The organism is Sphingopyxis fribergensis (assembly GCF_000803645.1).
GTDB lineage: Bacteria > Pseudomonadota > Alphaproteobacteria > Sphingomonadales > Sphingomonadaceae > Sphingopyxis > Sphingopyxis fribergensis.
This window is the reverse complement of sequence record NZ_CP009122.1, coordinates 2,770,162-2,784,433: the sequence shown is the minus strand read 5'-3', so window position 1 is coordinate 2,784,433 and position 14,272 is coordinate 2,770,162. Positions and strand designations below refer to the sequence as shown.

The following is a 14,272-nucleotide window of genomic DNA, read 5'->3' as shown; positions in this document are numbered from 1 at the left end:
AGCGGATTGTCTTAATCGGCCAAAAGACGAAAGCTACTGCGGCAATGATGTCCTACCTCGATTTGGCCGTCACCCTTCGGCACCGGAGTACACCGTCAGCACCGCGCGGTTCCAGCTTTCGCGTCTCCCACTTTTTGGATACGCAAGGTCGGCCGCCAGCCTGACGTCGTTATGGGTACTGCGACCCCGTGGACCGATCCATTTCCATCGGAGAGCATAATCCACTCTGGCGTGACAGAGACGCCCAGGCTCCCTTTCCAAGGAGCAGGGATGCCTTTCATTTCGGTTGCCACGGTGTCGCGTTGGCACGCAACGCCTTCAGGACAGCCAAGCGCTCCGAATAAGCGGCCGCGACACATTCGTGTGCCGTATCGATCATCGCGCAAAGACCACGGCGACGGAACCAGGTGTCGTGTGCCTCGAACAGCGCGCTTTCGGCCGGTTCCGCGCCGGCATCGAGAGCCTCGCGTTGAACCGTGCAATCCATGGCGAGCAGATCGGGATTCTTGCACACGACGGTGCCGACAGCATAGACCTTGGCATTGCAATCGACGCCCTCCTGCGGAGGCGGAGGCGGTGGTGCTGAACGTGCTGATCACCGGCGATCTGCCCGCGGCGCTGATTCAAGCCGTTGCGGCATTCATGAGCGGTGTGATGTCCCTAGCCCTGCGTATCAGGACAGGCTCACTTTACCCGTTGATCATTGTTCACGCGCTGTGGGATTTCTCGCTGTTCGTGGGCCTTCCCGCGTCCGCGGCAACCGAGGCAGCGCCAACCCTCTCGTCAACCGCAATTGTTGCTCCGGTCCAGCTTGTCTTCCCGCTCTTCCTTTATGGCCTGTCCTTGATGCGACATGTGAACCGCGACTTTGGTGAGATGTCCGAGGTCGTTGATCGGCAGCAGCAGCTCGCCTAGGCGAAAACAAACGCTCTACCTCGTCTTCCAGGCAATCGATCTTTAAGTTAGGGGCGTTGGTTGATGATCGGCACTCGCGCCCTGTCGTGATTCAGGTCGCCGCGGATAAAGACGCTCGCCGAAGCGGTGACAGCCACTTCGGGGTTGAAAGCCTATGCGGTATCTCAGCTATGGTAGAGGCGTACGGACCGATGAACGGCGCCGGCCTCAAGCGGTACGAAAACCGTGACGGCTCCAGGCAAAACGCTGAAACGTGCCGGCGTTGCGGTCACGATCTCGCCATCGGTGTTGATCGGCATCGGACGCCGTGTTTCGATGTCGAACTCCACGCACCGCGCCGTCCGCACTTCCTTCCAGGCCCCGTGGGTGCCGCTCCGAAAGGCACGGACCATCAGGGCCGATTTCCAGAGGTTCCGCATTTCCAGGCTGTAGAGATCGAGTGCGCCGTCATCGATAGCAGCCGTTTCTTCGACGACGTTTCCCCCGCCATATAGGCGACCGTTCCCGATTGCGATCTGGTAGGTTCTGACGCTCGTGCCGCTTCCCTTCTCTACGATCCTCGCGCGGAAGCGTCGGGCACCTGCCATGATGCGGAGCGCGGCAACGGCATAGCCGAGTCTTCCGAAACGCTTCTTGATTCCGGGGTCCAGTTGCTGCGCCAACGCGCTGCTGAGACCGATGCTCGCGACATTGAAGAAGGCGTGGCCATTCACCATGCCGATATCGATCTGCCGTTTGTGGCCGGCAACTATGACGTCGGCGGCCGCGGCGAAATCGAGAGGGATCGAAAGCGTCCGTGCGAGATCGTTGGCGGTGCCGGCCGGAATGATGCCGAGCGGCAGGCCGCTCTCGATAACCGCCGGCGCTGAAGACGATATTGACCCATCCCCGCCGCAAACCACAATCGCGTCCGACGACTGGTGAAGGCGCGTGATGTCGCGCGCAATTTCGGGAAGATTGTCGAAGGGTTCGACGGTGACGATAAAACCGCCGGCATTGAGTTGATTGCACACCGGCTCCAACGCGCCATCGCCCTGCCGCGCCTTCGCATTATGAAGTAGAAGGATGCGCTTGCCGCTCTGTGATGGCATAGAATCGACCTGCTGGAGAGATGAGAGGGAAAATCCGCTATATCCGATCCGCATCCAAAGCCAGACGGTCTAAAACGGCAGATCGGCCCGGATCGACGCGCGCACCCGGACGGTCGCCCGCATCGATATGATGAACCGCTAACCTCCTTGCACCTTCGTTGGCATTTGGCTGGCCAAGGTGTCGGCGCGTTGAAAAGCGGCGCCGCAAGCATCGGAAATAATGTCGCGCCCGGTAGGGCGCCTCGGGCATCTTGGCCGTTGGCCGGCTCTAACGCGCGATGAACGGAACCGCCCCGCAAATAGGTGTCGGTAATCTCGCAAAGCGGCGTGGCGCGCCCCTGACGATAGCCTTGCGTTCGCCAAAGCCGCCTAAATTATCTTGTTGATCCGCGGTGGAGTTTCATCCGTGCGTGAAAATATTCATATCGGCATTTCGTCAAAGAACAGAATTATCTTTCAATTTTCGATTTAACTGATATTAGGGTGATGCTTACGTCGCATGCGACGGATAATCGGCAGCTTAATGCCATCCCTTTATCCCTTTCTAGCACTATTGAAGCCGGGATGCGTCGCTGTTGGCGTATGCCCGTCATATTTGGGATAAAGGATACCCATATGACTACCGGAACCGTGAAGTTTTTTAACGCCGACAAGGGCTATGGCTTTATTGCGCCGAACGACGGCGGCCAGGATGCCTTTGTGCATATCTCGGCCGTCGAACGTGCCGGCATGAGCACACTTCAAAAAGATCAGAGCGTATCGTACGAACTGGAGACCGATCAGCGAGGCAAGACCTCTGCAGTGAACCTCCAGGCTGCATGATCTTCTGGCGGCGGGCAGCATCAGCGCCCGCCGCCATTTATATGGGCCTCAGAAATGTCGCCCGCATGTGGCTGTGATCGCAGAAAATCGGCGATGCGCCGGCCTGTCCTCATTTCGTTGAGGCGAACCGCCCTCTGGTGGCGCCGCAACGACCTATGAGATGTCTCGGTCCATCGTCTCGATGCCGTCGGGCGCGGGAGCAATCCCCCTTTCGAATTGAAGATCTGCATTGCCTTGCCCGCCTCGGCACGCTCAACGCATGACCGGCGGACGCCAGCTATGCTTATCGGAATTCAAGCCTTTGGCGAAAGAAGACCTGCTGACGATCGAAGGCTTCATCGGGGAAATCCTCCCCGATGGACTCTTCGTCGTCCGGCTCGACAACGCACACAAGATTATCGCTTATACGGCCGGCAAGATGCGAAAATTTCGCATCCGCTCGGTCGTGGGTGACAGGGTGCATCTCGAAATGACCCCCTACGATCTTACCAAGGGTCGGATCGTATTTCGTGAGCGCGATGCCAACCACACTGGCCTGGCGAAACGGCGCAACAATTTCAGAAAATAAATCAGCGCGGCCAAGGCCGCCGATCGAGGACAATATGCATAATTCAAACGGGGGTGGCTATAGCTCCCCCACGACCGAAATTTTCACCGACGACCACTCGGACCGTCGAACCTCTGTGGACCAACATGGCCATGGCCATCTGGCTACGGAAGACCTTCGCCTTCTCGTCGCCGCAATGGTCGATTGAATGCGACTGCGAACGAAAAGGTACATATGATGCAAGGTTACAAAGAGCCGAGTTTTCAGGACCGCCTGGCCGTCGCGCAAAGTGCCAAAAACAAGGCGCTTACGCAGATGAACAGCAGGGCCCCTGTCGATCCCGCTGAACGAGATCGCCGCATCGCGGATCGGGCGGCCAAGGATGAAGCGAAGCGAATCAAACGCGCCGCTACTCAAGAGGCGAAGAAGGCCGCTCAGGCGACCAAGGAATCCGAGCAACTGGCCAAGCGCGAAGAGGCTCGTCTGGCGGCGGACATTTCACCTGCAGCACCGCCGCGCGTCCTTGATGAAGCCGAACTGAAATCGGCACGCGATGCGCGATACGCGGCTCGCAAAGCACGCAAGGGAAGATCCTGAACGCCCTCCTGCCGTGACTTCGGCAAATGTCTCCGATCGTCGCTGGAGCATGACGGAGGGCTCTTCATTGCTTCCGACCTGCCTGCCCAAGCCGGTTAACCGCGCTTTCGTGTCGAGAGCCAGGGATAGAAAGATTCAAAATGGATGATATTCCGGTCCTTGGCGCAATGAACCTCATTGAGGCTCATGAGGCGTCGGACGTTTCGGCGATCAATGGGATTGTCAGCCTTGCCAACATCCTGCGCAAACGCGGCCTCCTAAGCGATGCCGAGGCCTCGGCCATGTACGAGAGCATGAGCTTGCCGCTCGGGCTGCCCAAATATGCCGAGAACCCGGATGTGCAGGACCTCCAGTCAAACCTTGACCGGCTGTTCGCGGTTGTCATGCAGCCCAGGTAGCCAAGCGGTGCAAGCTGGTACATCCGCGAAAGTCGGATTAATGAAAGACCGCTTTTGGCGCTCCCGTGCCGAGAGCCCCCAGCCGGGAACCGGCCTACATATGTGCTGCGAGGCCTCGCCTAAAAGTTGTGGCAAGCCTGTCAGGCTGTTTGAAGGGGCGATCTTTTGACGTCGTTCGATCACAAAAGCGAGGTCACCCGAGCGTCAGATCTTCCCTAGCCACCTCATAATAGCTCGCGACGCGGTCGGCATAGGATTGGTCGAACATCGGTGCATTCGCGGCCCAGCTCGGTCCTCCTTCGAGCACGCGGCGATCAATCGTGACGACATAGGAATCGCTCGTGGCCTCGAATGCCAGGAGTTGGAAGGGAAGTGGATAATAGGCTTTCCCCATACCGAGAAATCCGCCGATGGTGAGGATCGCATAGGCCGCCTGCCCACTTCGTTTGTTGATCATGAAGGCATGGATATGGCCCAGCTTGTCGCCGTCGCGGGTCTTGACCGCCATCGCGTCGACCTTATTCGACTGGCACAGCAGCTGGGTCGGTTCGTCAACTTCGGCCATATATTCTCCTCTGGGTCGATCTTGAATCAGGCTGGCGAAATGCGTGCGGCGCCCGAGCTCGACAGATCCTGCCGGATCCGCCGCTGTTCGGCGCCTAGAAGCTCGATGACGATGTCTCCGTTACAAGAAAGCCCTTGGCTGCTCTACGCGTGGCGCCGGAAATGGCTGCTTCGCCAATCGACCGGCGGGCGAATTGCGGTGCTTACAGTGCAGGCAGGAAGACGCTGAAGTACAGCGGAAGGTAGTGGGATTGGGGTGGCCGGCCAGAAAAACGCCGTCAGCATTCAGGGTGCCCTCGCCGGGAAGAAGTAGGTCCGACGTGACAATGGACAAGGCAACGCGGATGCGATCGGCACGTAAGGTTTCACGGTTCAAACCCTGAAAACTGTCAGACCGTAAGCGCCCGATTCGCGACTCCAAACGCTGAGGGGAGGGGGGATTCGGCGGCGATCCTCGCCCCGAAGTCCGGGAGCAGCCGCTTTTCGATTTCGGCGATGATCCGCTTTGCAAGACGTCGACCCTCGATGGCCCAGTCGAGCGGCGCATCGCCCAGATGCGGCACCGGTACCAAGGCATAGAAGCTGCTGTGCCCGAGCGAACAAGCGAGGCGTCGCTTGTGCTCGGATGATGAAAATAAAGCGCGAAATCCTCCTCGATCACCCCCTTGTCGTAGATGTCGCCTGCGCGAGCGTGGAAGCGACGCCGGAACGCCTTCACCTGTCCTTTGGGGCGAGGGCGCAGGCGTCCGACCTCAGCCGACGATTGCCTGTCCCAGCGCGTTCCCGCTCTGCCATGCATATTCGACGAAGCCATGCGAAAGCCAGTCGCCGCACGCGCCAAGCCGGATGTCCCTGTTCCACAACAAGGCGGGGTCGCGGCCGGAGGGCTGGCTGAAGAGCCAGCGATGCGCGTCGGCATGCAGCGGCTCGGGCATCGCCGTTCCGCCGGCCTCGCCGAGCGCGCTGAGAAGGAGATCGCATACAAGCGCCGGATCGCGCGTCAGATGCTTCTCCGACCACGCCCAATCGGCCTGGACTACCCATGTTTCGCCGGGAGCGCGCGCGGGCTTCGCGCTGTTGCGGACCGCATAGGTGATCGGTCCCACACCGCGAATGAAATCGGGGAATATCTCGATCGGCTTTGCGAACAGATACATCGCGGTCCAGCTGGGATGCGACCGGACCGACATTGCGGCGCGTGCCATGTCGAAATCATGGAGCGACAGCAGCGGCGCTGCCTGTTCGGAGGGTATGGCGACCACGATCGCGTCATAGGGTCCATGTCGTTCCGCCTCGATATGCACCCACCAGTTTGGTCCGTCGCGGGTCAGCGCGGTGACTGGCGACGACCACCGGACATCATGCGTGTCGGCCTGCGCCTTGAGCGGCGCATTCATCGACGGTGTGCCGACCCAAGCGTGTGCGCCGGCTACCGGCCAGGGCGCAGCCAGCCCCTGCATGTGCCACTGATCGACGAGCGAGCGGAATTCGCGCGAGCGCGCGGTGAAATGCGTCGCACCATGATCGAATGCGATATCGCCGCGCGGCGTCGTCGTACGGCGCGTCGACATCCGTCCGCCTGCGCCGCGGGCCTTGTCGAAAAGCGTGGTGCTGTGGTGGGCGTCGCGCAACCACTCGGCGCAAGCGAGGCCCGCGATCCCGGCGCCGACGATCGCGATCTGCATCAGTAACCCATCAGCGCGAGCAGTTCGCGGCGGCTGCCCGGATCGTCGAGAAAACAGCCGAGCAACCGGCTCGTCGGCATGTGCACGCTCTTGGTTCGCACACCGCGCCCCGTCATGCAGCCATGCCGCGCCTCGATGAGGGGGGCCGGCACCCGTTCGCCCGGATATTCGCCGGAGGCGAAACGGTTATGGGGAACAAAATTCATCGACAGAACCTCTTTGGGCGAATGCGCGCAAGCGTCGCTCTTGCAGGATGGGACTTGCATGAGCGCGTGCGTATGGCGCAACATGTCCCTTGGGGCATGTGGTTCCCGCTCAGTGCAAGGTTCGTTTTCAGCATGTCCCTCAAGGCGATGATCGCAACCAGCCCGATCGCGGCCGTGATCAGCAACCCGCAGCTCCCCGACAATCCAATCGTCGAATGCAATGATGCTTTTGTAGCCCTGACCGGCTACGGCGCGGCCGAGATCATCGGCCACAATTGCCGTTTCCTGACGGGCCCGGACACCGAACCCGAACTTAGCGAAATGCTGCGCGCCTCGATCCGCGACCGACGTCCCGTGCTCGTCGAGATTCTGAATTACAAGAAGGATGGATCGCCGTTCCGCAATGCGGTGCTCGTTGCGCCGATCTTCGGGAGCGACGGCGAGCTCGAATATTTTCTGGGTTCGCAAATGGAAGTGGGCGATGACGCGGTACGCCTGACAGAGCGCAGAGCCCTCGCGCTCCAGGCTGTCGAGCGCCTTTCTCCGCGGCAGCGCGAGGTCCTGATTCTGATGGCCCGGGGCCATCTCAACAAGCAGATCAGCTTCGAACTCGGTCTGTCCGAGCGGACCGTCAAGATGCACCGCGCCGCGCTGCTGCGCTCACTCGGGGTCGAGACGACAGCAGACGCCATTCGTCTCGCGGTGGAGGCCGGCTTCTGACGCGCCACTGGCGGGTCGAATCGCACCATCTGCTCCTTAGTCCATCTATCGCCGGTTCGTCGCGTCGTGGCAGCGCACTGGCGGCGACTGCAGGATGGCGAGGCGGATGGCGTGACGGACCGGCGAGCTTGCGTGTTGGGCGCGAGCGGAGGCATCGGCGCGGCACTCGCCGAGATGCTGGCGACATCGGGCGCCCGAAATATGGACCCGCCGGGACAGTCCCGGCGAGCCCATCATTCTCATTACGAAGGCAGGAGCACGCCGTCGATAACGTGGATGACGCCGTTCGATTGCAGAACGTCGGCGGGCCCGATCTTTGCTACCCCGCCCTTGGCATCGGTCACGTAGTAATCACCGTTTTTCTGCCAAATAGTGAGTTTGGCGCCTTGCACGGTGGTGAGGACCGCCTTGCCGCCATTCGCCTTGGCTTGCGCCGCGAGGTCGGCGGCGGTCAGTCGGCCGGGAACGACGTGATAGGTCAGCACGGCGGTGAGGGTGCCCTTGTTTTCCGGCTTGAGCAACGTCTCGACCGTTCCAGCGGGCAGCTTTGCAAAGGCCGCGTTGGTGGGGGCGAAGACCGTGAAAGGTCCGGGCGAAGCGAGCGTGTCGACCAACCCGGCAGCCTTCACCGCGGCAACAAGGGTCGTATGGTCGGCAGACGTTGCGGCATTCTCGACGATATTCTTGGTTTCATACATCGCGGCGCCGCCGACCATCGGGTTCTGGGCGAGTGCGGCGCTGCCGCTGGCGATCAGGGCAGCGGCTGCGAGCGGGAAGGTGATCAGCGAGAGCTTCATCGAACAGTCCTTTCAATTGCCTCATGATCTGCGGGGGGAAGTCGATCGACGAGGATGAGGGGGACATGCGTTCAATCCCGCGAACTGCCAATATGACCCTTCGGGCAGATCCCGATCCTTATCTCAAAGGGTCAAGGCCAGGTCCGCACCGAGATGCTTGGCAATCGAGAAGATGTCCTTGTCACCTCGACCGCACAAATTGGGTAAAATGATGCTGTCCGCCCGAATGCGGACGGTAGCCAATCGGCCGTTTCGTATTTCGACTGCCGTCTGAGGCACGAGACGAAGGGATCCTCATCCGCAAGGGTCACGGCCGATGGTGACCTGGCGTTATTCTGGAATCTCTTCGTGACAGGAACTGCGATAAAGGTGCAGTCTCACATCATGCCCTTTCGTGGACGTCCTTCGCTTTGCGACGCTTGGCGTCTTTCTTGCTGCCTTCGGGAAGCCTTTTGCGCACCGGGGCGTTTCAGTGGCATGGGGCTCGCTCAAAATTTACCGTACATAACGACATTCATTCGTTCGCTGTCGAGAGATAGCTCTGTCCGGCATCCCGCATGACGCTGCCACAATGGCTGTCGATTGCCACGCTCGCGGGAATGATGGCGCTCTTCGTCTGGGGCCGGTTCCGTTATGACGTGACGGCGATCATCGCGCTGCTGGCCGCACTGCTCTTCGGCATCGTGAAGCCCAAAGATGCTTTTGCAGGGTTTTCCGATGACATCGTCATCATCGTCGGATCGGCGCTCGTCATGTCCGCCGCCGTGCAGCGCTCGGGCATTATCGAAACAGCCATAGGTTTCGTGTCGAAGCGTATCACGCGCATCCGCTCGCAGCTTCTTCTGCTCACCGCCTCGGTCGGCGTCGCGTCGGCGCTCGTGAAGAATGTCGGCGCGCTTGCCATGCTCATGCCCGCCGCGGTGCAAATGGCGAAAAAGAACGACACCAGCCCTTCGGTCTATCTGATGCCAATGTCGTTCGCATCGCTTCTCGGCGGATTGATGACCCTGGTGGGTACGTCTCCCAACGTCATCGTCAGCAAGGTACGCGAGGATATGACCGGGCAGCCGTTCGGCATGTTCGACTATTTTCCGACGGGATTGGGGCTTCTGGTCGTGGGGCTGATCTTTCTGCGCTTTGGCTATCGTCTTCTTCCGCGCGACCGACGTGCCGCCGCGACGATGGGCGATGCGCTCAACATTTCCGACTATGTGACGGAAGCGACCGTATCCGAAGGGTCGCAAGCGATTGGCGAGACGATCGCCGAGTTCGTCGAGCGCCACGAGCAACAGGTCGATATCGTCAGCCTGCTGCGTGGCGGTATGCAGGGCACCGTGCATCCGAACGTCCACCTGCGCGAGGGTGACCTGTTATTGCTCAGCGGCGAGCCCGACGCGCTTGAGCGCGCCATCGCGCGCGACCAGCTAAGCCTCGCGGGTCATGATCCGGAATCCGACCGCCGCGACGCGGTCGGCGTTATCGAGGCCGTCGTGAAGAGCGAGTCGGCAATGGTTGGCAGGACTGCGGGCCGTCTGCTCTTACGCGAGAGGTTCGGGATCAACCTTATTGCTGTCGCGCGCTCGGGCGAGCGGCTGACGCGGCGGCTTGGCCATATCGTGCTCCGCGCCGGCGACGTGCTTGTCCTGCAAGGGCCGCTGGACATTCTGCCACAGCGCCTCGGTCAGCTTGGGGCTCTTCCCCTGGCCGAGCGATCGATCCGGCTTGGCGTCTCCAAACGGGGCTGGCTGCCCATCATCATTCTGGCCGCGGCGATGATCGCCACCGCGACGGGGGTCGTTCCTGTCGCCGTCGCCTTTTTCGCCGCTGCCGGGCTCGTCGTCGTGACGGGCGCGCTTCCGGTGGGTGAAGCCTATGAGGCGGTCGAGTGGCCGATCCTGATCATGCTGGGCGCCCTGATTCCTGTCAGTGGCACGCTTCAAAGCACCGGGGCGTCAGACATCATCGCGACGCAGCTAGCGCATACCGCGACGCTTATGCCGCCTTGGGGCGCGGTCGCGCTCATTCTTGTAACCGCCATGGCGGTCACGCCGTTTCTGAACAATGCCGCCACGGTGCTGGTCATGGCGCCCATTGCCGCGGTGTTCGCCCATGATCTGGGCTATCGACCCGAGGCGTTTCTGATCGCGACGGCTATTGGCGCGGGCTGTGATTTCCTGACCCCGATCGGTCACCAGTGCAACACGCTTGTTCTGGGACCAGGCGGATACCGCTTTGGCGATTACGCGCGGCTTGGAGCGCCGCTTTCGCTGCTGGTATTATGCGTCGGAACGCCATTGATACTCTGGTCGTGGCCGCTCTAAGACCGCTGTTACTGCGGTTTATGCCGGGCATTGTTCGGGAGGTCGCGATGAACCGGCGCCACGGCAGCGCCGGTCCGGTTCAGAAGGCCGAGGGTCATGCCGGCGCCCAATGGATATCGACCGGCAGGTCGGTACCCGCCAGCACAAGCCCTACGGGATAAGGCGAAGACGGCCCCTGCCTGATCGCTGTCTCGATGATATCGCGCTTTTCTTGGCCTCTCACCGCGATCAGGAGTGCTCGCGCCGCCGTAATCGCAGCAAGGCTGAGCGTTACGCGTGGAACGGGTGCCTCGATCGGCATGGGGTCCGGCAACACGCCTAAGGCTCGGCGCTCTTTCGGTCCGTTCACTGCTTCGTCGAAATCGGGGCCCGGAAAGATCGAGGCCGCATGTCCGTCGTTTCCCACACCGAGGAGACAAAGGTCGAGCGGCCAGTGCAAATCCTGCATCAGGGCATCGGCAGAGCGTCCAGCCGCCTTATAGTCCGCGATCGCATTCGGTACGATCGGTATAACGCGGGCTCCCTTGGGAAGAAAATATCTGGCGAGGGCGGTGACATTGCTGAGCGGGTCGCCGAGCGGAACAATTCGCTCATCCCCGGGCACGACCGTGACGCGCTTCCAGTCCAGTTTCGCGGATGAGAGCTTCTCATAAATCGGGATCGGCGTCGTTCCGCCGGCGAGCGCGACCACCGCGGCGCCGCGGGCGTCGATCGCGCTTTCGATAATGAAGGCGATATCGCCCGCGACCGCAGCCGCCATCTCGGCCACGTCGTCATACTCCCACCATTCGACTTCGTCGGTCACATTTTCTTCCTTTAAAGGGCGCTGATTTGGCCATCGCGCGTGGACGAGGATCAACGGCCGCGAGCCACCCCTTGTCTGCGCACGCTGATCTCGCGTTCGCTTACTGGTATATACCCTCTCGCGGCAAATATTGTTTGTCGAACCGCCTAGGAGCAAAGCCCGATCGCTTCGTCGAAGCGTACGCTGTGCAGCAGGGTGCCATCGCCGTCTACGATCTCGATGCGATCGCGCGATTTGAACTGGCCGCGCAGGACGTCGTCAGCCGCATGGGACCGGGCGCTGAGAACAGCGAAGGAGATTGCCGCACGCAAGTCCGTCAGATGAGCCCCCTCCTCATCTATGACCTTCGGTGCATTTTCCTTAAAGACGTTGAAAAAGTAGATCGGCATGGATGACCGAACCCGTGACGCTTTGCTGCGTTCCGCGCGCCCGGAATTTTCCGGTCGGTGTGAGCGGGATTTCGCCGATGCCCGACAAATCGCAAATCGATTTCCGCCGGACCGCTGCTTCCGGCGGCGGCGGAAGCTTAGAGCGCTGGCAAGAAGCCCCTCCATTGAGATGCAAGGTCTTGCGGCCGATAGGGCTTGGCGAGGAAGACGCCATTGGCTGGCAAAATGCCGTCGCCACGAACGATCCGGCCCTACGTGACGATAATGGCCACAGGCGGCCAACGATCGCGGACATAGGCCGCCAGCTTCAAGGCGCGAGCGCGGAACGGCAACGCATATACGTGAACGCGGACCACGGCTTTGGCGCTCGTTCGAATGATTTTCGGGAGAGGTGGTGCCGCTTACAGGACTCGAACCTGTGACCCCATCATTACGAATGATGTGCTCTACCAACTGAGCTAAAGCGGCAACGAGGGGCGCCACTAGCAGCGTGCCGGGGCGAAGACAAGCATCGTCGCGCAGAATCTGTTTTGACACCGTCTCCGGCGATTTAACTCGCCTTGCGTCGAATTGCACGCGGGGTGTGCGGCAAAGAAAGGGCGCTTCGAACCGCTACGAGGGCGGGCTTTCGGCGCGTCGAAGCATCGGCTTGCCTTTTGTGCGGCTGGTCAAATGGAACAATCGGCAGCGGTCGCAGCGATAGGTACGGAGCGGAATTTCGGCACGCCGAGCGACCGCGAGCGCTTCTTCCTCCGACGGATAGGAGTGCTTCTTTTTGCAAATGCTGAGTCTGGTACGCACATTACCTCTTCACGAAGGGTCGCTGACGGCTCCTTTTTGCACAAAAGCGAATGAAAGAGGACTGTCGACTATCGCTCAGATGCGTGCCGTCGGCCTTTGGCTTCAGGGTACGGGCCGAAGACCCGCCGGTCCGTCCTGAATTTCAATCGGCAAATTGCGCATCCCCGCCGAGGTTTAACCGCAGGCGAGATAGACCGGGTTGCCGGCGAGCAGCAGTTTGCCGGTGCTGCCGCGAACGTTGACCGCAAGCCAGCCGCAGCTCTGCCCCGCGTTCAGCGCCCAGTCCAGCCGGGCGTCATCCGAGCGGATCAGCTGGCGCTCTCCGGTCGGCTGGCCGTTAAGGATAAGCTCGGCAAACGCTCCGGTTGCGCCCGCAATATGCGCGCCGACGGTGGTGCGGCGGCGCCCCGGCAATGTTTCGCCCATCGTCGCGCGCTGTCCTTTCGCCGTGGCGTCCACCTCGAGCAGGCGTGTGTCGGTCCCTTCGATATCGAGAAACACATTGCCTGCGCGAAGGCCATCGAGGATTGCAGGTGTCGATAGCGCGCTCGCATGAACGACTGTGCGCGGCCGGCCGATCGGCGCCGGCCCGGGCGCCGGATTGCCGGCCGCGACATCGGGATTATGATTGTCGCTGGCGGCAATGCCGGTCAGGCGGTGGCCTTCGTTCAGCCGCGCATACCAGAAGCCGAGCCCGGCAAAGGGCCCGTCGGTCATCGTGCCGTTGATTGCCTCGATCGCGGTGACCGCACCATAGTCGGTGTCCTTCCACGTCCAGCCGCAGCCCATGCATTGCTCGCCCGAGGGCAGGGCAGGATGGTTGATCGACATGATCGCGCCTGCCGCCACGACGTCGCGCTGCAACGCGCGGATCTCGGGGCCGCCGGGTGCGCCGACGCGGAAATCGACGAAACGGGTTGGGCCGAAGATATTGGCGTGACCGCCGAACGTCGTCACCTCGATCCCCGGAATCAGCAGCATCGTGTCGAAATAGGGCTGGAGCTCGCGCAGGCCGCTGAAATGCGCGGTGGTATTGTGATCGGTGACCGCAATGAAATCGAGCCCCGCCTCGGCCGCCGCGGCTACCGTGCGGAACAGCGGGCAGGGCACTTTCCGCCCGCCGCGGCTCTGGCAGCTTCCATCGCTGTGCGCGTCGTGCATGTGCAGATCGCCGCGATACCAGCCCGGGCCGGGTTTGAGCGGCGGATCGGCGATTGCGGCGGTGGCGCGTCGTTCCGCCGCCCGATCGAAGAAGATCTGGACCGAATAGCGCGCCCGGCTGTCCGTCCGCGCATTGGGAACGCCGAGCATGACGCGCCAGCGCCCTGCGGGCAAAGCACCCGGCAGATATCCCGGCGTCGCATCGCTCGGCGCAATCGTGAAGCGGTCGCGCGAGCCGCCGCTCCAACCGCGAAAACGCGCCGGATCCCATACGCCCATATCGACGACGGTCTTGTTCGACTTGTCGTAGCTTAGTACCGCGGTGATCCGTTCGGTCCCCTCGGGCACGTCGAACGGCACTTCCCGATAGGTCTGATGGTCGCCGCCGGTGATCTCGCCGGTGACTGTGACATCGGGCGGCGTCTGTTCGATGGCCGCCACGGGGGCGGCCAT

At 61.4% G+C, this 14,272-nt stretch carries 16 protein-coding genes, 1 tRNA gene and 1 pseudogene; 8 read left to right on the top strand and 10 right to left on the bottom strand.

Annotated features, from left to right (window positions below; genetic code table 11):
- Positions 1 to 277: 277 nt before the first annotated feature.
- Positions 278 to 514 (bottom strand): lysozyme inhibitor LprI family protein, encoded by a 237-nt coding sequence (locus SKP52_RS26505; protein WP_039575243.1) that lies wholly within the window; start codon positions 512 to 514, stop codon positions 278 to 280.
- Positions 515 to 579: 65 nt separating this feature from the next.
- Between SKP52_RS26505 and SKP52_RS26500 the strand changes: the two genes are divergently transcribed.
- Entirely contained in the window at positions 580 to 915 is a 336-nt protein-coding gene (locus SKP52_RS26500; RefSeq protein ID WP_160292411.1) for a CPBP family intramembrane glutamic endopeptidase, read from the top strand.
- Positions 916 to 1,079: 164 nt separating this feature from the next.
- Here SKP52_RS26500 and SKP52_RS12805 read toward each other — a convergent pair whose 3' ends face one another.
- Complete coding sequence (locus SKP52_RS12805; RefSeq protein ID WP_039575238.1) at positions 1,080 to 2,006, bottom strand: lipid kinase; 927 nt, start codon at positions 2,004 to 2,006, stop codon at positions 1,080 to 1,082.
- Between the two features lie 615 nt (positions 2,007 to 2,621).
- Between SKP52_RS12805 and SKP52_RS12800 the strand changes: the two genes are divergently transcribed.
- From SKP52_RS12800 to SKP52_RS12785, 4 genes are all read left to right on the top strand, one after another.
- Positions 2,622 to 2,828 (top strand): cold-shock protein, encoded by a 207-nt coding sequence (locus SKP52_RS12800; RefSeq protein ID WP_039580950.1) that lies wholly within the window; start codon positions 2,622 to 2,624, stop codon positions 2,826 to 2,828.
- Between the two features lie 301 nt (positions 2,829 to 3,129).
- Positions 3,130 to 3,396, top strand: coding sequence for a translation initiation factor IF-1 (infA, locus tag SKP52_RS12795; RefSeq protein ID WP_039580947.1), 267 nt, complete (start codon positions 3,130 to 3,132; stop codon positions 3,394 to 3,396).
- A 213-nt stretch (positions 3,397 to 3,609) separates the two neighbouring features.
- Positions 3,610 to 3,972, top strand: coding sequence for a DUF6481 family protein (locus SKP52_RS12790; RefSeq protein WP_228383635.1), 363 nt, complete (start codon positions 3,610 to 3,612; stop codon positions 3,970 to 3,972).
- Positions 3,973 to 4,112: 140 nt separating this feature from the next.
- Entirely contained in the window at positions 4,113 to 4,370 is a 258-nt protein-coding gene (locus tag SKP52_RS12785) for a hypothetical protein (protein WP_039575235.1), read from the top strand.
- Positions 4,371 to 4,563: 193 nt separating this feature from the next.
- On the opposite strand, the gene SKP52_RS12780 is transcribed toward SKP52_RS12785, so the two are convergent.
- The 3 genes and pseudogenes from SKP52_RS12780 to SKP52_RS25405 all read right to left on the bottom strand — a co-directional run.
- A complete protein-coding gene (locus tag SKP52_RS12780) occupies positions 4,564 to 4,935 on the bottom strand; it encodes a PRC-barrel domain-containing protein (RefSeq protein ID WP_039575231.1) in 372 nt (123 codons plus the stop codon).
- Between the two features lie 751 nt (positions 4,936 to 5,686).
- Positions 5,687 to 6,619: an NAD(P)/FAD-dependent oxidoreductase gene (locus SKP52_RS12775; RefSeq protein ID WP_039575229.1), complete on the bottom strand. Its 933-nt coding sequence runs from the start codon at positions 6,617 to 6,619 to the stop codon at positions 5,687 to 5,689.
- A pseudogene (locus SKP52_RS25405) lies at positions 6,619 to 6,765 on the bottom strand (GTP cyclohydrolase I); the annotation flags it as partial. The gene SKP52_RS12775 and the pseudogene SKP52_RS25405, both read right to left, overlap by 1 nt.
- 192 nt (positions 6,766 to 6,957) lie before the next feature.
- Here SKP52_RS25405 and SKP52_RS12765 point away from each other — a divergent pair.
- Positions 6,958 to 7,545, top strand: a complete 588-nt coding sequence (locus SKP52_RS12765) for a helix-turn-helix domain-containing protein (RefSeq protein ID WP_039580945.1) — start codon at positions 6,958 to 6,960, stop codon at positions 7,543 to 7,545.
- Between the two features lie 242 nt (positions 7,546 to 7,787).
- On the opposite strand, the gene SKP52_RS12760 is transcribed toward SKP52_RS12765, so the two are convergent.
- Entirely contained in the window at positions 7,788 to 8,342 is a 555-nt protein-coding gene (locus SKP52_RS12760) for a fasciclin domain-containing protein (RefSeq protein WP_187337256.1), read from the bottom strand.
- A 557-nt stretch (positions 8,343 to 8,899) separates the two neighbouring features.
- On the opposite strand from SKP52_RS12760, the gene SKP52_RS12755 reads away from it, so the two are divergent.
- Entirely contained in the window at positions 8,900 to 10,663 is a 1,764-nt protein-coding gene (locus SKP52_RS12755; protein WP_039575221.1) for an SLC13 family permease, read from the top strand.
- 94 nt (positions 10,664 to 10,757) lie between these two features.
- Here the strand turns inward: SKP52_RS12755 and pgl are convergent, their stop codons facing one another.
- Positions 10,758 to 11,468, bottom strand: a complete 711-nt coding sequence (gene pgl / locus SKP52_RS12750; protein WP_039580942.1) for a 6-phosphogluconolactonase — start codon at positions 11,466 to 11,468, stop codon at positions 10,758 to 10,760.
- Positions 11,469 to 11,614: 146 nt separating this feature from the next.
- Positions 11,615 to 11,857, bottom strand: coding sequence for a DUF6894 family protein (locus SKP52_RS12745; RefSeq protein ID WP_039575219.1), 243 nt, complete (start codon positions 11,855 to 11,857; stop codon positions 11,615 to 11,617).
- A gap of 2 nt (positions 11,858 to 11,859) precedes the next feature.
- On the opposite strand from SKP52_RS12745, the gene SKP52_RS25400 reads away from it, so the two are divergent.
- Positions 11,860 to 12,279, top strand: a complete 420-nt coding sequence (locus SKP52_RS25400) for a hypothetical protein (RefSeq protein WP_148309116.1) — start codon at positions 11,860 to 11,862, stop codon at positions 12,277 to 12,279.
- On the opposite strand, the gene SKP52_RS12740 is transcribed toward SKP52_RS25400, so the two are convergent.
- Together SKP52_RS12740 and SKP52_RS12735 are read right to left on the bottom strand one after the other, a co-directional pair.
- Positions 12,250 to 12,325, bottom strand: a tRNA-Thr gene (locus SKP52_RS12740). The genes SKP52_RS25400 and SKP52_RS12740 overlap by 30 nt on opposite strands.
- 507 nt (positions 12,326 to 12,832) lie before the next feature.
- A complete protein-coding gene (locus tag SKP52_RS12735; protein WP_148309267.1) occupies positions 12,833 to 14,272 on the bottom strand; it encodes a CehA/McbA family metallohydrolase in 1,440 nt (479 codons plus the stop codon).